We start from the raw sequence: 18,679 nt of genomic DNA, 5'->3' as shown, positions 1-18,679 counted from the left end.
AACAACCAAGCAGCCGAAAGCTCTCCCGAGTCATAAACGGGGAAGCTGTCGGCAGCATAGGGAGCAAATCAATGGAGTTAGCAGGCAGCAGATGAATCAAAGAAGCTGTAAATAGACGAAATGATGTAATCGAAGTCCTTCTTCTCAAGATTGAAATACAGGGGAAGACGAGCAAGACGATTAGATTCGCTTGTGGTGTACTGATCGTCACCATCGAAGTGACCAAACCGCATGCCTGCAGGAGAGGAGTGAAGCGGAATGTAATGGAACACGGAAGTAATACCACGGTCCTTAAGATACGAAATGAAGGAGGTCCTTTCCTCCAAATCACGCAGCTTCACGTAAAACATGTGAGCGTTATGCTTGCACCCATCAGGAATAACCGGAAGTTCAAGCTTACCGCCTGAAGCCAGGGGCAGCAAAGCTTGATAATATGTATCCCAAGTTTTAAGTCGATTGTCGTTAATGAGATCAGCCTCTTCAAGCTCGGCCCAAAGATACGCCGCGTTCATATCGCTCGGAAGGTAGCTGCTCCCGTATTCTTCCCAAGTGTATTTATCAACCTGGCCACGGAGAAAACGCTGACGATTGGTACCCTTCTCCCTAATGATTTCTGCGCGGTCATTATACTTAGAGTTCTTAATGAGAAGAGCCCCCCCCTCGCCCATGGAATAGTTCTTAGTTTCATGGAACGAAAAACAACCGAAGTCACCGATTGATCCGAGGGGTTTACCCTTATAAGAACTCATAACCCCTTGCGCGGCATCTTCAACAACCAAAAGATTATGTTCATGAGCAATTCTCATGATAGTGTCCATCTCACAGGAAACACCGGCATAATGCACAGCGACAATTACTCGTGTTTTCTCAGTAATTGCCCGCTCGATCTTTTTCTCGTCAATATTCATCGTGTCAGGGCGAACGTCAACAAACACGAGCTTCGCTCCAACCAGCACAAAGGCAGTTGCGGTTGTTGAGAACGTAAAGCTCGGAAGAATCACCTCGTCACCAGGCTTGATATCGCAGAGAAGAGCAGCCATTTCAAGTGCGGTAGTTCCGCTTGTCGTCAGTAGCGCCTTTTGAGTGTCGCAGTGTTCCTGAATCCACTTATGACAAAGCCCGGTAAAAGGTCCATCGCCGGATATTTTATGGTTGACTTCAACTGCTTGACGCACGTAATCAAGCTCTTTACCAACATAAGGAGGTACATTAAAAGCGATAGACATAGCGTCCAACCCCTTCGATTCTCGCTATTCCGATACCCTTAATTCAGCTGAAGCGGACGAAAGCCAATTTCCCTCATCCGTTTCAAAAACCAATGAAGCAATATAGTTGCCGTTACCAATCTGCGTTTTAGGAATAGTCGTCCGAATTGATGATCTTTCACAACTAAACGCTTTTGTAACACCCGACTCGTTGGTTAAGACAAGGAAGGCTTGCCGATAGTGAAGGCCGGACTGGCTATCTGGAAAACGAGCATCGATTTCAAGAAAGTCAGACAGCTCATCAGATACCATACTTGTAAAGCTAACGGCTATATCCGTATTATCCGCTTCGGGAATTTTTTTAACATCGCAATAGCGAGTAATCAAAGTATCGTTTGCAACCATCCGGTCTACAGAATATGTTGTAGTCGCTGAGTATCTCTCGTTCAAATAAGCCAAAAGCTCATCGTTTCTAGCGAGTGCTTCAGATGGCCTAGCAGCTACTCGAACTTTTTCATTTGTTAAGGCTTCGAAGGGATTGTCTATCTTCCAGTTAGAGAAATTACTCCGAATAGGCTTCAAGCGAATCTGATACTGCCCGAGCGTCCCCCAGTTCTTACCGGAACCAATAGGAAAAAAGCGGAAGGTGTCAACTGCATACAGAGGATACTGCTGCAGCCAATCATTAGACCACAGTGAAAAATAAAAATGGTTATCGTCTTCGCTCAGATCAACAGCAGCGCTGCTACTATACGTCACATAGTTTATAGTTTTTCCAGTTACAAGCGAAATGATGTATCGACCATACGTATTTGGATTATTTATCCTATCTTTATATCGCGTAAACAGTGCGGAATCAGCATTGTAAGAACGTCCAAAGAACGCCAAGCAAAACAGAGCAACTACGAGTAGTGTACGCTGCGTCTTGGAGACAGAATCGAGTAGTCGAATTGAGCGAACACGATTATTCGAGAAAACAAACAGAAGCGCAAAGATAAGCGCTATCCAGATTGGCCACTCCGTTCGCCAAATCAACCTACCGATTGCTAGCAGATACGCATACAGTGCGAACGAGCCTAGAAAAACGAGACCGGCGGAAAGAATGGCTTTTCGATCAGATAGGAACACGATCAAGATAAGAAACAAAGCTGCTTCCCAAAACCATGTGGTTCCAATAAAGCTCTTAGCGGAAGAAAAGAGCGAAAAGGAAACGACTGTAAGAAGGGAGACATCTTTGCCTTCTCCCTGGCCTTTCCAGTGCAATTTAATATCTTTTAGCTTGTTGTACGTCTCTTCAGAAAATGTGATCTCATCGATATTGTTCCATGACTTGAGAAGGTTGACATCAACCTTGGAAAGTCCAATTTGCTCGTACTCCTGAGCAGCTTCGTCGTACGAGGGCAGTGCATAGTCATCAACGCTGGCACGAACAGCATTCCAGCTACTGAATCCTGGATTTTGCCAATTAAGTAACGCATTATGACTCAGTTCAAGACAAACGCAGACAAATAAGGTAGCGGCAAAAGGTGCCAGTCTTCTTAGAGTGAAGATAATCCTGTCACCAACGTCGCAATGGCGAATGACATCAATCGAGTTCAATAGCCATAGCAAGCCGAACAGTAGCACGGAGTAAACAAGACAATCAAATCTAAGCGAGGATCCGATGACAATCCATGCAATGGCAAGCAACTTCCATTTCAAGTGAGCATCGCGCTCGACCGCATCAAGAAGCGCAAAACAACCCGAGGTGATTACGTAGGCAGCAGTGGTAGTAAATTGCAGCTCGAAGCTCACGATAGGCGCAAACAGCAACCCAATGCAGACGGATGATAGGGTCGCGCCACGTGAACCGACTCTCCGCACCATGACGCAACTGATGAGAAGATGTGAAAGAAAGTTGAATAGAACAAGCAGGATATGAAGCCAGAAGAGCCTAATGCCCGTGAGCGATAGAACCCAAATCAGTCCAGTAATGAGATAATTTGGACCTACAACAAAAAGGCTTCGGTTGCTGTTACCAAAAAACCCATCGGCACTCGCCTCGATATACCAGTCATCCTGAAATATCTCGTTCTGAACAAACAGGATGCCGACGATCAGGAAAACAAGACACACGACTACAACCGGGATGTAATCGTAAAGTGATTTATTTGTATTTGATTGCTTCATTCGATTATTTGGTTCCATCACGCGTTAATCCCGATGCAAGAAGAGATTGAGCAGGTCTACGGCGTCCTCCGCCACAACCCAAATCCGCGAATCATCACGAAGTTCCGGCGTACCCTGTCCCCAGGTCACCAACACGCAGCGAACTCCGGCGGCATCGGCGGTATCCACATCCACCACGGTATCACCCACGTAGACGGTATCGGCCGGGATAACGCCGGCGCGTTCCATGAGCAGGTTCGCACCGGCGGGATCGGGCTTGGTGGTAGCCACGGCACCGAATCCCACAACGTCCATATCGAGCTTCGGAAACATGCGATTGACCACCTCAACAGCAGCCTCGTGAGGCTTGTTGCTGTTAACGGCAAGGCGAACACCCTCGGCCTGCAGGTGCGCAAGCATCTCCGGGATGCCCGGGTATGGCTTGGTGTTGGGTTTTGCGCTCGAGCCGTACACGCGACGGTACTCCCCTGCTATCGCGTCCACTTCATCATCGGAGATACCCTCGGGCAGGAGCCCACGCACAATCACTGGGAGTGGCTTGCCCACGAGCGCGGCTATGACGCCGTCATCCACTCGTGGATGCCCGCAGTTCTCAAGCGCCTGATTGAAACAGTCGCAAACGTCCTCAATCGTATTGACGAGGGTGCCGTCCAAGTCGAAGATCGCAAGTTTCACGGCCACGCTATAGCCCCAGCTCGGACTCGGCCTTTTCCACGCGCTCGTGCATCATCTTCAGACGCGCGCGGTCCTCATTGGCCATAGAGTCGTAGTAGGCGCACTTGCTCTCAAGGTAGAGTGTCTCGAACTTCATGGCGCGGAGGATGCCGCCCTTGAGGATGCGCTCGTCATCGGTAATCTGGAAATTAACCTTGCGTGTCTCGAAGCGGTCCGCAAAGGGCACCATGGCCTTGATGAACGGGATGGCGTCAAACGAGATGCCGCCGCCGAAGGCGACCATGATGCCGGCCTTCTTGGCGCGCTTGGCCATATCCGTGACCTTCTCCAGCATGAAATCGCCGTTGATGTCTGCACGGGTGAGGCCCCAGGAGCCGGAGTAGTCCACGCGGCCGATGCCCACCATGTTCACGAAGCCGGCACCCTCAGCGAGAATGGCGTCGTAGTTCTCATGACAGGTCTTGGTCTCGGCGTTGATGACCCAGTTGATCTCTCCCAGGCGGTCACCGTAGACCTTGGCGGCGGCCTCCTTGAACTTCTTCATGGCGTAGGGCGTCTCGATCATGGGGGCCATGATGTTGTCAGCGCCGAGGAGCTTGCACTGGTCAAGATCGCGCACGGCCTCGCAGCCACCAATCTTGATGGTGCAGGGCACCTCGCACGTGTTCATGACCTCGCAGAGCATGATCATCTCGTCCGTGCGCGAGCCCTCGGCCTCGAACTCAGACTTGATGGCCGTGCAGCCGTAGTCATCGCGTAGCTCCTTCAGGAGCTCGACCATCTTCCTTCCGGTAGCGTTCATAGCCATGGTGTCTTACCTTTCCTTCCGTGACAAGTTGTACGTATCGCGTATAGCAAATTGGGGAGCTTCATTCATGCAGATGTACATACGGCCGATATACTCGCCAATCAGACCCAAGAACAACATGTTCAGGCCGAAGAAGAAGAGAATCGCTGCCATAAGGGAACTGTAGCCCGCAGAAATCTCGGGCACGACGAACTTGCGAACGACAACGACAATGGCGGCGATGAACCCGATGCTCGCGAAGAGTGCACCGCAAACCGATGCAGCGCGCAGCGGCGTAACGGAGAACGCGGTAAAGCCGTTCAACCAAAGCGAGAACAGCTTAGAGATCGTGTAGCCAGAACTCCCCTCCTCTCGGTCACTTCGGACCATGTCGACGTTCGCGATGTTGCGCGTCACGCGGAGCATCAGACCGTGGACGAACGGATACGGATTGGTGTAACGGACGACCTCATCTGCAATGAATCGCTTGAAGGTGCAGAAGCTATTGAGCTCAATGCCCTTGGGCATGCCGATGAGATGCGATGACATGCTCATCGCGACCTTGGACCCCAGTTGACGAATGAGAGGACGATGCTCATCGACATAACGCGCGGAAACAAGGTCGTACCCGTCGTCCAGCTTGTCGATGAGCTTGAACATGTCCTCAGGGGGATTCTGGCCGTCATCGTCCAGGCAGATAACAACGTCTCCGGAAACGTTGTTGAAACCCGCCATGAGGGCGGAATGCTGGCCGAAGTTCCTTGTGAATGAGATGACCTTGACCTTCTCGCTTTCTGCAACCAAACCCTTCAGAACCTTGAGGGTCTCATCAGGGGGATTATCGTTGATGCAGATGACCTCGTAATCATATCGGCCATCGGCCTCGATGGTATTCTGTACGCGATGAACGATATCGGCAACGGTGTGAGCCGAACGATAGCAGGGAATGACAACGGAAATCATCATTTGGATGCGTTCTCCTCGCCAGCAAGATACGCCGCCTGACGACGGATGCACTCATCGATTGATAGCTTTGGCTCGTACCCGGTATCCTTTTCAAGTCGATCGATGCACACGTCCCAGACCTCATCATCGGACGGGTCAGGCTGACCGTTGTAGACGATTTGGGAACTAGATCCAAGGATCTCGATGCACTTCTCAGCAAGCTCCATATTGGAGATAAGATTCCTGCTGGCTAGGTTATACACACCATGGGCGTTCTCGGAGGTAATGGCCTTGCAAATCGCCTGAGCGATGTCGTAGACATGGATGAAGGTCTGCTTGCGCGTGCCCCTGCCGTACAGCACGATGTCTTTTCCATCCAAGGCGTTACGGACAAACGTCGGGAAGATGGTCGTGGGCTTGACGCCCTCGCCCACCGGGGCGCAGATTCTCAGACTCACGCCACGAATTCCGCGCGCATAGTCGGCGTAATTGGCAAGCAGCTCATCCATGACCTTGGTGGCGTGGTACACCGTGGGCGGCTTCAGGGGATGATGCTCGTCGATGGGATGCTCGACCGGATGGCCGATGACCGGCAGACTGGAAAGTTGGACAAAGCACGAAACGCCCGCGCGCTCGCACGCCTCGAGGAGCATCTGGGTACCCGTGCAGTTGTCGCGCACGACGGCGACGTTGTGAGGCTCGCGACGCATGTCAGCAGCAAAGTGCACGACGGCGTCAACACCGCTCATGGCATCATCGAGGGCATCGATGGAACCGGCAGGCCCGAGCGAATACTGCACATAGTGCTCCACGGGAATGCGGGAGGACTCGGAAAGGTCGAGACCGGTAATCTCCCATCCGTAATGCTCGTGGCACCATGCGCAAAAGTTGCGGCCAATGAATCCGTTTGAACCTGTGACCAAAAGATGCATAGCTACCCTGCGCTTTCTACTCTGCATAGACAACGTACGCCAGGCTGTTCAGCCTGGTTGCAAACGATTCAATCTCCTGGCGGGTGTCCGCTTCGTAATACAGATAGGCAACGCGCTCGTTCATGAAATTAGTGATCTCCTCACCGGGCTGCATGATCTCGATCGTCTGAAAAAGATGATCCTGCAGCTCAGGATCGATGCGATAGCCGGCAATCTTTCCGTTGTGATCGCCCATGACCCCATGATGCCCAGCGAAAGCGGACTTTGGGGTCTCGAAGGTAAGTCCATCGAGAGGCATGCCCGTTTCCGCGCGAAGCAAGGCCTCTTCCCAAGGGAAACCGGTAACACGGCCGGCAACAGTCAGGAACTGGTTGCCTAGGCAGCGCCGCATCATCTCGATAACGTACGGCTTGCCGTCGCAGATGATGTACTGCAGGGTGAACATACCATCTACCAGAGAGAGACGCTTGCAAATGGCCTCGATGATCCCATGGAGCTCGTCCTGGATGTCCTCGATGCCTCGTGCGGGCAGCGTCTCGGACTGGATGAGATAGGGATTCATTGGCATGTAGCAGTCGTTGCTTACAGAAGCGATGACCTTGCCATCGCGAACGAAGGTGTCAATGGACTGCTGGACGCCCGTCAGGTACGGCTCGACAACGACGTTGTTGGAACGCGAGATGCTGTAGGCGTTCTCGATGGCAGCGATTGCCTCCTCGCGGTTGTTGGCCCGATGGATGCCCTTGCCGCCCGTGAGGTCAACCGCCTTGACGATAACGGGGTAGTTGAAATCATCAATGCCGTCGAGCGCTTCATCCTTTGAGTGGAAAACAACCGAGTGCGGCGTCCTGATGCCCATCTCCTGGATGAGCATCTTGAACGCATCTTTGTGGTGGAGGGTAAGCGCGTTCTGATAGGTATCGTGACCGGGCCAGCCCATGGTCTGGGCAACGTAGCAAGCGCTGATGACGCCAAAATCATTGGCTGGAGAGACGATGCGGTCGATAGCATTGTCCTTGACGAGCTGAAGTATGGCCTCTTTGTCTGAATAATCAGCCGGGATGTACTCGTCGGCATAGCGATGACCAATAAGCTCAGGAGCGTTACCAGAGGTTATGACATAGTAGCCAAGTTCCTTTGCCTTCTTGATGAGCGGCAGTTCGCTCAAGCTACCGTTCAGGATGAGCAGGCGCTGAGAGCTCATACTTGATTATCCCCCCATACATCATCGGGCTGCGACTTCTTCGCCACAACCCCCAGGCCGATCTTGGTCTTGATCCTTCGTCCGAACATCTCGAACTCTATATATGCGGTGCTGCGGCGGCGATCCACGTGGTCGATGAGCGCCTCCTGCCCGAGCAGCGGACCCTGGACCACGCGCACCTGATCCCCCTCCATAACGGCCATGCTCATGGGCATGACGCGCTCGCCCTGCTGCGTGTAGGCGCAGATCCAGGCGCGCTCGGCCTTGGTGAGCGAGGTGAAGCGCTCGCCGAGCGAGAGCAGGCGCGTGAATTCCGTCACGCCGCCCAGGCGGGCCTTGAGCTCGGTGGCGTCCCGCGTGACGACGATCACGTACCCCGGGAACAGGAGCGTCTGGCATTCCTGCCACTCGCCCTTGACCTTGCGCTGCGTGGCGTAAGCGGGCGAGAAGCACTCCTTGAGCACGTCTTCTCCGATCTTGGCGCGAAGCAGCTCGCAAACCTTGCGTTCCCTGCCGGAGACCACCTGGATCACGTACCACTTGGCGCGCGCGCCTCCGATGCATGCCGCCTGGGCGCGCTCCTCGTGTGCATAGTCCCGTGCACGGTTACGTGCGCTCGCACGCTCACGCGCGTCGGGCACACGCGACCCGGCGAACTCGACGGTATCGGCCTCCATATGGACCCCACTTCTCCCTCGACCGAGTGCCCGTCAAAGCAAGGAATGCAAACGCACCGCACCCAGGGACACGGAGTTGCTGCATGGCTTCGCCCCGTCTTGGAAAGACAACCGGTCGTCATATATAGAGCACCTGCAATTCCGGGACCCACACCAGGCACCGCCCCGTCTTCGCAAGCTATGTCGGACGCCCGCACGCCTCAAGGATGGCCACAAAGCGACAAGCTTGTTAACTATAGCTCAAAGGCGAAGTCTCGGTAAAACCCCACTTCCATGGCAAGAGCACAGGTGAACGTTGCTAAACACTGCGATTGAAGCCAGAACCCCCCCCCGCGCACAAAACGCCCATAATTGCGCCCCGTTCGTGCGCGTCCGCATTCGCAGCTCCGACCTCGCCGAAGCGCGCTCTCCCATGGAGATGCTGCGCAGATAGCGAGAAATAGCTGTGGGAAGCCGTTTCGAATCCTTACATCTCCCTGACATCGCGCGTATAGTAAGCAGAGGTTCACACACTATTCCACATATGGGGAGTATTTTGAAGGGGTTTCGCGGACATAAGCTGCACGCGCCGCACCTGACGCCGGGCACCAAGGAGTTCACCAAGTTTGCCTTGGTGGGCCTGACCTCGCTCGTCGTCGAGTACTCGGTCCTGCTCCTCCTCGTGGAGCTCCTGCACGTGGACTACCTGGTCTCCACCACCCTCGCGTTCATCTTGAGCGTCGTGGTGAACTACTACCTCTCGCTGCGCTTTGTGTTCGATCACCGCGACGGCATGAGCCGTCGGCGCGAGTTCACCATCTTCGCCGTGCTCTCCGCCGTGGGCCTGGGGCTGAACGACCTTTACATGTTCGTAGGCGTCACCATGTTCAACATCGGCTACCAGCTGATGAAGCTCATCTCCACGTTCTTCGTCACCTGGTACAACTACTTCAGCCGTCGCCATTTCCTAGCGAGCCGGGCGTAAGGGGCCGCAAGAGATCGCAGGCTGAAGGCCGCGCCGAGCTCGTGCGGTCGGTCAGTTTGACGTGACGTACGTCCAGCAAACGACATCCCCATTCGAGAGCTCATACGCGTCGCACGCGGCGGTAGGAGACGCCCCGTTCACGGAGTAGGTCCAGCCGCTCGTGCCGCCGTGCTCCTTTTCCGCATAGCCTCCAATGGCCGCAACGTAGGTGCCGTACGCCGTGCCCCGCGCGTTGACGGAAAGGCCGGTACCGCGCAGTGCGTCGTAGACAGTCGCGCCCGGCTCGAAGGTGAGACTGGTGCTCGCCAGGGTGCCGCCGCCAGCCGCGGATGCGTCCACGACCACGGAAACGGTAATGGTTTGCGCTGGCGCGTTGCCATTGGAGGCGCCGTTGCCTGGCTTGGCGTTTCCGCTGCTTGAAGCGGTTGTATTGTTCGGGGATCGCCCGCCCGGGGCCTCGTCGCCCGAGGCTGCGGAAGATGATCCGGATTCCGAACCAGCCGTTGCGGCGCGAAAGCCGTCAGAGGTTTCGTCGCCACCCCGGGTCGAAGAGTCCGCAGCGTCGTTTTCTGATGAGGCGGTTTCGGCGCCGGAACCCGCCGCGGTCTGCCCGGCGGAATCAGAGGATTCAACGGCGGCCGGCTCGCTGCCCTGCCCGGCGACCGTATGCATGAGGCCGTCGAAGCCGGGCTGCCCGTTGAAGAGCACCATCGCGAGCGCCGCCACGATGAGCAGCGCGGATACCGTCGCGAGGGCGATTGCCACGCGTCGCTGGCACCGAGCCGAGCCTGCGGGGCCGCCACTCCGTCCCTCCGCCGCCGCATCCGCACAAGACGGGGCCCCGGGATACACGCGCTCGTCCATATCCCGCCGCTCACCCCGAGGCTGCTTGGTGTTCCCTGCGTCTTGAGCCATGCGCGTGAGTCCTTTCAATTACGAAGTGCCCTCATCGCGGGGGCACGGGGCAATCGCTGCCATACATCCGTCCGGCGAGCCGATTCTAGCATGCATGGCCCCGGCACCGCTCCCCCACCCGGGCCGCACAGGTACGCCCCACAGGGATGTGCTAGGATGCTGCCGACAAATAAGCAGGGGAGGAACAATCATGGCAGATATGCTGCTCGACGCTGCAAAACGCGAGCTTGAGGACCGTGCCGCGCGCGCGGAGGCCGAAGGGGCCCAGAGGCCCATGCGAACCAATGCGGAGGCCTTTCAGGGTCCCGCCCGCATCATCTCCGTCAACGCCTCGCCGCGCAAGGGCACGCGCAAGTCGCCGATTCCCGACGGCGTGGCGCGGGTGATCGAGGACTTCGGCGTGGCCGAGGACGCCCATGCGGGCCATTGGCACCGCCAGGTCTCGTTCCTCGCCAAGGAATCCATCGAGACGGCTCAAGCCCGCGGGCTGGATGTCAAGCGCGGCGACTTTGGCGAGAACTTCACCACGGAGGGGATCGACCTCCTCTCACTCCCCCTGGGAACGCAGCTTCGCCTAGGCAGGGACGTGCTCGTGGAGATCAGCCAGATCGGCAAGGTATGCCACACGCGGTGCGCCATCTACTATCTGGCGGGCGATTGCATCTTCCCGCACGAGGGCATCTTCGGCGTGGTGCTCCACGGCGGCGAGGTCCGCGAGGGCGACGCGATCGAGGTCGTCCACCTGGGTGACGGAACTTGTACCCACACCCCGCCCGAGGCGCTGGCCGAGGTTGAACGCGCCCGGGCAGACGGAACGCTCTAACAGCAACGCCGCAGGTCAGAAGCCTGCGGCGTTTTTCATACCTTCAACCTTCAAGTGAAACTCTAAACTCCACAGTTGCTCTACATTGCGGTATTTCCGCAGCTCCAAGGCATGGTAAACCTTCAACTTGAACCTTAAAGTAGTCTAAGGTTCAAGTTGAGGTCTAGACCGGTAGTACACTATCCTCACGTACTTGAAAGGTCTATGACACGGATTGTCGAGGATGGTTCATGCACGGAGCTAGAACACTGACGCATCGGGCCCTCGTGGTGGGAGCTGCACTCTCGTTCGCGTTGGCCGGCACGGCGCTCTCCCCTGTTGCGGCCCATGCCGTGACCCAGGAGACCGAGGCCAAGCTCACCGAGACCCAGAAGCAGGTTGAATCCTCTGCCGCTGCGTACGACGAGGCCACGGCCAACGTCCAGAAGCTCCAGCAGCAGATCAACGACAACCAGGCCAAGATCGACGAGATCGAGGCCCAGCTTCCCGACATGCGCGAGAAGGCCGGCAAGGCCATGCGCGCCTCGTACAAGAACCAGCAGGGCACGAACGTGCTCATGAGCCTGGTGCTCCAGTCCGACTCGTTGGAGGACCTGCTCACCCGGGTGACCTACCTCAACCAGATCCAGTCCTCCAACACCGCGGCCCTCTCCGAGCTGAACGATGCCGAGCAGCAGCTCGAGCAGCAGAAGACCGAGCTCGCCCAGGCCAAGGCGCAGGCCAATGCCGAGCAGCAGAAGGCGGACGAGGCGCTCAAACAGGCGCAGCAGCTGCGCGAGGCAGCGCAGGCGCAGGCCGACAAGGAAGCCGCCGACGAGCTCGCCGCGCTCCAGCAGGCCGCCGCCCAGCAGGCCGCCGGCAACGGCACGCAGTCGAGCGCGAGCGGCTCCGCCCAGGCTGGCACGGTGGATAACTCCGCCGTGGATTGGTCCGTCGATGAGGCCACGTTCGTGGCCCAATGGGGTCCGCGCATCGATGCCTACTTGGCTGGTTCCCCGCTCGCCGGCTATGGCAACGCGTTTGCCTCCGCCGCGTGGAAGTACGGCGTTGACCCACGCTTCTCCCCTGCCATCTCCAACACCGAGAGCTCCAAGGGCGCCAACTGCTTCCTGCCGTGCAACGCCTGGGGCTGGGGCAGCAAGTCCTGGAGCAGCTGGGAGCAGGCCATCGACAGCCATGTCTCCGGCCTGGCCGCCGGCTACGGCTACACCATCAGCGTGAAGGGCGCCCAGAAGTACTGCCCGCCCAACTGGTACGAGTGGTACAACAAGACGCTCGCCGAGATGAACAAGATATAGGGCGTTGGTTATTGTTTCCATTAGAAGGTCCCGGTAGGGACCTTCTTATTTTGCTCCATGAATTGCTGGGTACGGGTTGCCGGACGCGGGTTACCGTCGATTATTCCGAGTAATGAACACTGCAGATACTGCCGATGAGGCAGCATCAAGAAAGCCGCAGGTCAGAGTGCATCGGTTTCTTGGAGTTGTGAACGGAGCGTTCGGAAGACCGAAAAACCGATGACCGCGCGTTCACAACTCCGATAAAGCTACGCGGAACGACGCCGCGGCAGGCGGCACCAACCCGGTACCTCGCCTGGCACCAGCCCGAACTTCCCCGGTCGGCGCCCGCCCGGCGTCCGCCCGCTCGCCGCGCTACAACCCCAGCAGTCTGCGATACACCGCCACGCCGGGCAGCAGCTGTTCCTCGGAGAACATGAGCGTATCCGTATGCAGGGCGCTCGTGGCGAAGCGCCGCACTCCGCCGTCCTCAGCCACGCCCTCCTGACCCTCAGCACCCTCAGCCGGCGTGCCCACGCCGAGCAGCATGAAGAGCCCCGGTAGATGACGCTGATAGAAGGAGAAGTCCTCGGAGATGAGCAGCGGGTCGGGAAGCTCCTGCAGTCGAGGCGCGCCACCATCCCCGTCGAGCACACCGGCCGCGGCGCGGTCCAGGCCCGCATCGTTCACCACCGGCGGATAGCCGAGCGTGAACTCGAGGTCGAACGTGCAGCCGGTCTCCTCGCAGCTTTTGGCCAGCAGCTCACGCAGGCCCTCCATCGCTTGGTCGTGTGTCTCGTCGGAAAACGTGCGCAGCGTGCCGCGCAGCTTGGCCTCGCCCGCGAGCGCGTTGCAGACCGTACCAGCCTGTAGGAGGCCAAAGCGGCAGATCACCGGATTGCCCTCGCTCAGCTCGGCCAGGAAGGGACGCGTTGCGGCCACGAACCGCGAGGCCGCTAGCAGCGTATCGTGGCTCTGATCATCCGGCATGCCGAGCGTCTTACCCACGTGCGTGCTCTGGCCGTGGATGTCGATATGCACCTCGCAGGAACGGGCGAGGAGCGCCCCGGGGCGCGACCACACGGTGCCGGACGGCAGGTCGGGCCACACGTGGAAGCCGAAGATCCGATTCGCTCCATAGCACTCGAAGACCCCGGACTCGCACACGCGCTTGGCGCCGCCCGTGGTCTCCTCTGCCGGCTGGAAGATGAAGAGCACGTTCCGCGCGAGCGCGACCCCCGCCCGGACGGCCCGATCGACCAGCACGGCCGTCGTGAGCGCCATGGCCATGTGGCCGTCGTGCCCGCACGCGTGCATGCAGCCCGCATGCTCCGAGGCGAAGGCCACGCCCGTCCGCTCGCAGATGGGCAGCGCGTCCATGTCGGCGCGCACGGCCACGGTGGCTCCCGCCTCGCGACCATGGCCCAGGTCGAAGAACGCGCTCACACTCCCCTTGCAGGGATACCCCACCTCGCAGGAGAGCAGGCCCAGCACGCCCTCCACATACGCGACGGTCTGCGGCAGCTCATCGTCCAGCTCGGGAATCCGATGAAGATCGCGCCGGAACCGCGTGAGCAGCTCCAGCTCCGATGCCGTCTCGAGCCAATTCCTATCCCGTTCCTCCCAAGCCATAAGAGCCGCCCCTTTCGCAAAGGATGGATTCGCCGCCGCGTCGTCGCAGACCTCAGTGCCCGCCGCTGCTACAGCGTGCGGAGCGCCTCCTCGAGGCCCGTCTTGCTGTCCGTGCGCTCGTCGCGCTGCTTGATCACGCGGGCGGGCACGCCGGCCACCACCGCGTTCTCGGGCACGTCCTCGATGACGACGGCCCCGGCGGCCACCACGGCGCCGCGACCCACGTGCACACCCTCGAGCACCACGGCGTTGGCGCCCATCATCACGTCGTCCTCGACGATGACGGGCGTGGCGCTCGCGGGCTCCACCACGCCGGCCAGCACGGTACCGGCGCCGATGTGGCAGTTCTTGCCCACCGTGGCGCGACCGCCCAGCACGGCGCCCATGTCGATCATGGTGCCCGCGCCGATCTGCGCGCCGATGTTGATGATCGCGCCCATCATGATCACCGCACCGTCGCCGATCTCAACGCGGTCGCGGATGATGGCGCCGGGCTCGATGCGCGCGTTCAGCCCCTTAGTGTCCAGCAGGGGAACGGCAGAGTTGCGGCAATCGCCCTCAACGTCGTAGAAGTCGATGTTCTCGGCGTTAGCGTCGAGAATGGGCTTCAGCTCGGCCCAATCGCCGAAGATGGTCTTGCCCTTGCGGCCGCCGTAGACGTGCGCCTGGCCCCAGTCCACGCGGCGGCCCGGCTTTTCGCGAACGTAGAGCTTGACGGGGGTCTTCTTCTTGGCGTTGGCGATGAAGTCGATGATCTCCTGCGCATCCATATTGGTATCTGCCATGTTCTTGTCCTTTCCCTTGTGTCGGCGTGTTGCTCGCAGTGGCGCCCATTGCGCGCGATGTGCACGCGGTGGCGCTCGACCCGCTAGCCGAACAATATCTCATCGAATGTGTAGAAGCCGGCGGGCTTACCTACCAGTTTGGCGGTTGCGGCGAGGGCGCCGTTCACGAAGATCTGACGGCTTGTGGCGCGGTGGGTGAGCGTGACCTCCTCGTCCTCACCGAAGAAACCCACCGTGTGCACACCGGCGACGGTGCCACCGCGCAGCGAGTGCACCCCGACCTCGCGGGGATCGCGCGCGCCGACCATGCCCTCGCGGCCGAAGACGGGATGATAGTCTCCGCGATCCCCCGCAGCCTCCTCCTCGATCACGGTGTCGAGCAGCAGCTTCGCCGTCCCGCTGGGAGCGTCCACCTTCTGATTGTGATGCGTCTCGGTGATCTCCACGTCAAAGCCCGGCAGCTCGCGCACGGCCTGGGCGGTCAGGTGCCTGAGCGCCGCCACGCCGATGGAGTAGTTGCCAGAATGGAGCACCGGGGCCACCTCCCCCAGAGCGTGGAGCAGCCCCAGCTGCTCCTCGGTATAACCCGTGGTCCCGCTCACCAGCGCGGCTCCGGTCCGGCGCACGTAGGCGTCAACGGCATCGAGCGTGGCCGCGTTGGAGAAGTCGATGATGGCGTCCGCGGCGGGAGCGGCCGCGAGCTCATCCAGCTCGAAGCCCACCTGGGCCGCCACGCCGAAGACGGGCGCGCCGTCCACCCCGCGGGCCGCCTCGGCCGTCTGCCGGATGAGCGTGCCCATGCGGCCCGTGCCGACGATGACGACGCTAATCATTGCGGCCCTCCTTCTCGGTGACGCTGCTCAGCAGCGATTGGGGTGCGAGGTCGTTTGCAACAGGAAGATCGACACCCGCGGCGCCGAGCGCATCCGCGAGCTGAGCGCGGTGCGCGTCCGTCAGAGGCCAAAGCGGCATGCGGTACACGGGTCCCTCGATGAACCCCATCTGCGCCAGAGCGTCCTTGACAGGGATGGGGTTCACCTCACAGAACAGCTGCGCGATGAGCGGCTGGCCCTCTACCTGGATGCGCTTGGCACCGGCCAGATCACCGTCCAAGTAGGCGCGGCACATGGCGTGCACGAGCGCGGGCTGCACGTTCGCCCAGACGCTGATGGTGCCCGACGCGCCGAGCGACATAAGCGGTAGCGTGAGCGCGTCCTCACCCGAGTACATGCGGAAGTCATCCGAGAGGCAGTCGGCGATGCTCGCCGCATAGGCCAGGCTACCGCTCGCCTCCTTGATACCCATGATGTTGGGATGCACGCTCAGCCGGCGCACGTTTGCCGCGGAGATGGAGCAGCCCGTGCGACCGGGGATGTTATACAGGATGCAAGGGATGTCCACTGCGTCGGCGGTCGCGGTCAGGTGCCGGTAGATGCCCTCCTCGTTGCTCTTGTTGTAGTAGGGGCTGATGATCAACAGCGCGTCCGCGCCCAACTCTTGGTAGGCCAGACTCTTACGAATCTGCGTGGCCGTGTTGTTGGAACCGGAGCCCGCGATCACCGGAACGCGGCCGGCCACGCGATCGACCACGAAGCGCACGACGGCGCAATCCTCCTCGTCCGTCATCGTAGCGGACTCGCCCGTGGTGCCGAGCGCCAGAATGGCGTCGGTCCCGTTGGCCACGTGGAAATCGACCAACCTGCCCAGCGCGTCGAAGTCCACGCTGCCGTCCGCCGCGAACGGCGTCACGAGCGCGACGATCGACCCCTCGAGCTTCCTGACGTCCATATGCTCCTCCTCAGAACTGGTTTTTGCCTTCAACGATTGAGATAAAACGTAAAGTGTAGAGTTTTCAGCCGGTCCGGTGAGTAGACCCGTAACACGCGCCAACATTTCCGCAGGTCGCGGTAATGCGGTAGATGCCTATACTCCGACAGCCCCGGCCAAACTCTACACTTTAGGATTCTTCTCCCTCCGAACTCGCCTCGCCCTCGAGAAACGCCGTCCGCGCGAGCAGATCCCGACCCTCGAGCAGCACGTCGAGCGTGGCGAAGTAGTCGCTCGGACGCTCGGCGCGGCGAATGAGGCGCGTGGAGCCATCGGGGCGCAGCAGCACCTCCGCAGAGCGCAAGCGTCCGTTGTAGTTGTAGCCCATGGCGTGCCCGTGCGCGCCCGTGTCGTGGATCACGAGCAGATCCCCCATCTCCACCTCGGGCAAGGGGCGGTCGATGGCGAACTTGTCGTTGTTCTCGCAGAGATTGCCGGTCACGTCGTACACGCAGGTGGCAGGAGCCGCTGTTTTGTCAGGACCCCCCGGCTGCCCCACCACGGAGATGTGGTGGTACGCCCCGTACATGGCCGGGCGAATGAGGTTGCAGGCGTTGGCGTCCACACCGATGTAGTGCTTGTAGATGCGCTTCTCGTGGATGGCGCGCGTCACCAGGCAGCCATACGGTGCCATCATGAAGCGACCCATCTCGCAGAAGATCCGCACGTCGCCCATACCAGCAGGAACGAGCACCTCGTCGAAGACCTCGTGCACGCCCGCACCGATCCGGGCGATGTCGTTCGGCGTCTGGTCCGGACGGTAGGGCACGCCCACGCCGCCGGAGAGATTGACGAAGCCCACATGGCAGCCCGTCTCCTCCTGCAGGCGTCGCGCAAGGTCGAACAGCACGCGCGCGAGCGCCGGGTAGTACTCGTTGGTAACGGTGTTGCTCGCCAGGAAGGCGTGGATACCGAACTCCTCGGCGCCAGCTTCCTTGAGCTCGCGAAATGCCTGGAAGAGCTGCTCCTCTGTCATGCCGTACTTGGAGTCGCCGGGGTTGTCCATGAGCCCATTGGCCAGGCGGAAGAGCCCGCCCGGGTTAAAGCGGCAGCACACGGTCTTGGGCACAGGGCCTGCCACGCGCCGGAAGAACGGAATGTGGCTGATGTCGTCGAAGTTGACGATCGCGCCCAGCTCGCGGGCGAGAGCGAAGTCCTCGGCGGGCACATCGTTGGCCGAGAACATGATATCGTGGCCGGTCGCGCCGCAGGCATCCGCGATGAGCAGCTCGGTGTAGCTCGAGCAATCGCAGCCGCAGCCGTACTCGGTGAGGATCTTGATCAGCGCGGGATTGGGGTTCGCCTTGACGGCGAAGTATTCCTTGAAGCCGGGATTCCAGGCAAAGGCGTCGCGCACCGCCTCCATGTTGCGCCGTATGCCGGCCTCGTCGTAGAGGTGAAAGGGCGTTGGATACTCCGCGCAGATGGTCTCGAGCGTCTCCTTGGAGGCGAAGGGCCGTTTTGCGGCGTAGAGAGCGGCCTCGGCCGGATCGGGTGCCGGGTAGATGATGGTGTCCGATGCCACGGGCATGCGTCCTTTCTTCCGGACAGGGGCCGGAAGCGGACCGCGACGACGCCCTTGGCGGCAACGCGCGAACCAAACCCGGATAGCACCCCTGCAACGTGCAGACAGTTCCGTGGGTGTTCCCCACGGACCCACCCCGCAGCCCGCGCCCGGGCCCCGAGGTTCGGCGGAATCGCCTCGGCACGGGGTCGAAGCTCGCTCGCTCGCCCGCACCTCTTCTCATCCGCGCCTCTATCGAGTTCTGATACTTTATCACGATACAGCGCCTGGGCGGGCGCCGGGGTACATGTTCCACAACTTGTCGATGTGGACGGGGTCGGGCGGCGGCGTTGCCGGG

General features: G+C 59.5%; 17 protein-coding genes and 1 riboswitch. Of the genes, 3 read left to right on the top strand and 14 right to left on the bottom strand.

Going from position 1 to position 18,679, the window contains the following annotated elements; all coding sequences use genetic code 11:
- Positions 1–77: 77 nt before the first annotated feature.
- From rffA to loaP, 8 genes are read right to left on the bottom strand one after another with little or no spacing between them, the layout of a single operon-like run.
- Positions 78–1,226 carry a dTDP-4-amino-4,6-dideoxygalactose transaminase gene (rffA, locus tag GDJ97_RS03875; protein WP_152069903.1) on the bottom strand — a complete coding sequence of 383 codons (1,149 nt, stop codon included), beginning with the start codon at positions 1,224–1,226 and terminating at the stop codon, positions 78–80.
- A gap of 24 nt (positions 1,227–1,250) precedes the next feature.
- On the bottom strand, positions 1,251–3,374 hold the full coding sequence (locus tag GDJ97_RS03870) for a hypothetical protein (protein WP_152069902.1): 2,124 nt from the start codon (positions 3,372–3,374) through the stop codon (positions 1,251–1,253).
- Positions 3,375–3,398: 24 nt separating this feature from the next.
- The gene (locus tag GDJ97_RS03865) at positions 3,399–4,055 is read right to left on the bottom strand and encodes an HAD family hydrolase (RefSeq protein WP_152069901.1); all 657 of its coding nucleotides are present in this window, start codon (positions 4,053–4,055) and stop codon (positions 3,399–3,401) included.
- Between the two features lies 1 nt (position 4,056).
- Positions 4,057–4,857, bottom strand: coding sequence for an aldolase/citrate lyase family protein (locus GDJ97_RS03860; RefSeq protein WP_152069900.1), 801 nt, complete (start codon positions 4,855–4,857; stop codon positions 4,057–4,059).
- A 6-nt stretch (positions 4,858–4,863) separates the two neighbouring features.
- Positions 4,864–5,802 carry a glycosyltransferase family 2 protein gene (locus GDJ97_RS03855; protein WP_152069899.1) on the bottom strand — a complete coding sequence of 313 codons (939 nt, stop codon included), beginning with the start codon at positions 5,800–5,802 and terminating at the stop codon, positions 4,864–4,866.
- Entirely contained in the window at positions 5,799–6,713 is a 915-nt protein-coding gene (locus GDJ97_RS03850) for an NAD(P)-dependent oxidoreductase (RefSeq protein WP_226808803.1), read from the bottom strand. The genes GDJ97_RS03855 and GDJ97_RS03850 overlap by 4 nt, the downstream gene beginning before the upstream one ends.
- A 16-nt stretch (positions 6,714–6,729) precedes the next feature.
- Positions 6,730–7,917, bottom strand: a complete 1,188-nt coding sequence (locus GDJ97_RS03845) for an acetyl-CoA carboxylase biotin carboxylase subunit family protein (RefSeq protein ID WP_152069897.1) — start codon at positions 7,915–7,917, stop codon at positions 6,730–6,732.
- Entirely contained in the window at positions 7,914–8,594 is a 681-nt protein-coding gene (loaP, locus tag GDJ97_RS03840; protein WP_152069896.1) for an antiterminator LoaP, read from the bottom strand. Before loaP ends, GDJ97_RS03845 begins: the two co-directional genes overlap by 4 nt.
- A gap of 535 nt (positions 8,595–9,129) precedes the next feature.
- Between loaP and GDJ97_RS03835 the strand changes: the two genes are divergently transcribed.
- A complete protein-coding gene (locus tag GDJ97_RS03835) occupies positions 9,130–9,558 on the top strand; it encodes a GtrA family protein (RefSeq protein ID WP_226808801.1) in 429 nt (142 codons plus the stop codon).
- Between the two features lie 51 nt (positions 9,559–9,609).
- Here the strand turns inward: GDJ97_RS03835 and GDJ97_RS03830 are convergent, their stop codons facing one another.
- Positions 9,610–10,473: a DUF4430 domain-containing protein gene (locus GDJ97_RS03830; protein WP_152069894.1), complete on the bottom strand. Its 864-nt coding sequence runs from the start codon at positions 10,471–10,473 to the stop codon at positions 9,610–9,612.
- Positions 10,474–10,663: 190 nt separating this feature from the next.
- On the opposite strand from GDJ97_RS03830, the gene GDJ97_RS03825 reads away from it, so the two are divergent.
- On the top strand, positions 10,664–11,296 hold the full coding sequence (locus tag GDJ97_RS03825; protein ID WP_226808799.1) for an MOSC domain-containing protein: 633 nt from the start codon (positions 10,664–10,666) through the stop codon (positions 11,294–11,296).
- A gap of 230 nt (positions 11,297–11,526) precedes the next feature.
- Positions 11,527–12,594: a hypothetical protein gene (locus GDJ97_RS03820; protein ID WP_152069893.1), complete on the top strand. Its 1,068-nt coding sequence runs from the start codon at positions 11,527–11,529 to the stop codon at positions 12,592–12,594.
- 354 nt (positions 12,595–12,948) lie between these two features.
- On the opposite strand, the gene GDJ97_RS03815 is transcribed toward GDJ97_RS03820, so the two are convergent.
- The 5 genes from GDJ97_RS03815 to GDJ97_RS03795 all read right to left on the bottom strand — a co-directional run bounded on the left by GDJ97_RS03815 (position 12,949) and on the right by GDJ97_RS03795 (position 18,348).
- Entirely contained in the window at positions 12,949–14,205 is a 1,257-nt protein-coding gene (locus tag GDJ97_RS03815) for an amidohydrolase (protein WP_152069892.1), read from the bottom strand.
- 68 nt (positions 14,206–14,273) lie between these two features.
- On the bottom strand, positions 14,274–14,990 hold the full coding sequence (gene dapD / locus GDJ97_RS03810; RefSeq protein WP_226808797.1) for a 2,3,4,5-tetrahydropyridine-2,6-dicarboxylate N-acetyltransferase: 717 nt from the start codon (positions 14,988–14,990) through the stop codon (positions 14,274–14,276).
- A gap of 83 nt (positions 14,991–15,073) precedes the next feature.
- Positions 15,074–15,823: a 4-hydroxy-tetrahydrodipicolinate reductase gene (dapB, locus tag GDJ97_RS03805; RefSeq protein WP_193221303.1), complete on the bottom strand. Its 750-nt coding sequence runs from the start codon at positions 15,821–15,823 to the stop codon at positions 15,074–15,076.
- Positions 15,816–16,778, bottom strand: a complete 963-nt coding sequence (gene dapA, locus GDJ97_RS03800; RefSeq protein ID WP_152069891.1) for a 4-hydroxy-tetrahydrodipicolinate synthase — start codon at positions 16,776–16,778, stop codon at positions 15,816–15,818. Before dapA ends, dapB begins: the two co-directional genes overlap by 8 nt.
- 169 nt (positions 16,779–16,947) lie before the next feature.
- Complete coding sequence (locus GDJ97_RS03795; protein WP_152069890.1) at positions 16,948–18,348, bottom strand: diaminopimelate decarboxylase; 1,401 nt, start codon at positions 18,346–18,348, stop codon at positions 16,948–16,950.
- A 69-nt stretch (positions 18,349–18,417) separates the two neighbouring features.
- Positions 18,418–18,584, bottom strand: a riboswitch (Lysine riboswitch).
- Between the last annotated feature and the right edge of the window lie 95 nt (positions 18,585–18,679).

The organism is Collinsella sp. AK_207A (assembly GCF_902501965.1).
Classification (GTDB): Bacteria; Actinomycetota; Coriobacteriia; order Coriobacteriales; family Coriobacteriaceae; genus Collinsella.
This window is presented reverse-complemented; position numbering and strand designations above follow the sequence as displayed.

What these genes read in the sequence shown, in the direction of transcription:
- rffA (WP_152069903.1), bottom strand. Translation starts at nt 1,226, where the DNA reads ATGTCTATCGCTTTTAATGTACCTCCTTATGTTGGTAAAGAGCTTGAT.
- GDJ97_RS03870 (WP_152069902.1), bottom strand. Translation starts at nt 3,374, where the DNA reads ATGAAGCAATCAAATACAAATAAATCACTTTACGATTACATCCCGGTT.
- GDJ97_RS03860 (WP_152069900.1), bottom strand. Translation starts at nt 4,857, where the DNA reads ATGGCTATGAACGCTACCGGAAGGAAGATGGTCGAGCTCCTGAAGGAG.
- GDJ97_RS03855 (WP_152069899.1), bottom strand. Translation starts at nt 5,802, where the DNA reads ATGATGATTTCCGTTGTCATTCCCTGCTATCGTTCGGCTCACACCGTT.
- GDJ97_RS03850 (WP_226808803.1), bottom strand. Translation starts at nt 6,713, where the DNA reads ATGCATCTTTTGGTCACAGGTTCAAACGGATTCATTGGCCGCAACTTT.
- GDJ97_RS03845 (WP_152069897.1), bottom strand. Translation starts at nt 7,917, where the DNA reads ATGAGCTCTCAGCGCCTGCTCATCCTGAACGGTAGCTTGAGCGAACTG.
- loaP (WP_152069896.1), bottom strand. Translation starts at nt 8,594, where the DNA reads ATGGAGGCCGATACCGTCGAGTTCGCCGGGTCGCGTGTGCCCGACGCG.
- GDJ97_RS03830 (WP_152069894.1), bottom strand. Translation starts at nt 10,473, where the DNA reads ATGGCTCAAGACGCAGGGAACACCAAGCAGCCTCGGGGTGAGCGGCGG.
- GDJ97_RS03825 (WP_226808799.1), top strand. Translation starts at nt 10,664, where the DNA reads ATGGCAGATATGCTGCTCGACGCTGCAAAACGCGAGCTTGAGGACCGT.
- GDJ97_RS03820 (WP_152069893.1), top strand. Translation starts at nt 11,527, where the DNA reads ATGCACGGAGCTAGAACACTGACGCATCGGGCCCTCGTGGTGGGAGCT.
- GDJ97_RS03815 (WP_152069892.1), bottom strand. Translation starts at nt 14,205, where the DNA reads ATGGCTTGGGAGGAACGGGATAGGAATTGGCTCGAGACGGCATCGGAG.
- dapD (WP_226808797.1), bottom strand. Translation starts at nt 14,990, where the DNA reads ATGGCAGATACCAATATGGATGCGCAGGAGATCATCGACTTCATCGCC.
- dapB (WP_193221303.1), bottom strand. Translation starts at nt 15,823, where the DNA reads ATGATTAGCGTCGTCATCGTCGGCACGGGCCGCATGGGCACGCTCATC.
- dapA (WP_152069891.1), bottom strand. Translation starts at nt 16,778, where the DNA reads ATGGACGTCAGGAAGCTCGAGGGGTCGATCGTCGCGCTCGTGACGCCG.
- GDJ97_RS03795 (WP_152069890.1), bottom strand. Translation starts at nt 18,348, where the DNA reads ATGCCCGTGGCATCGGACACCATCATCTACCCGGCACCCGATCCGGCC.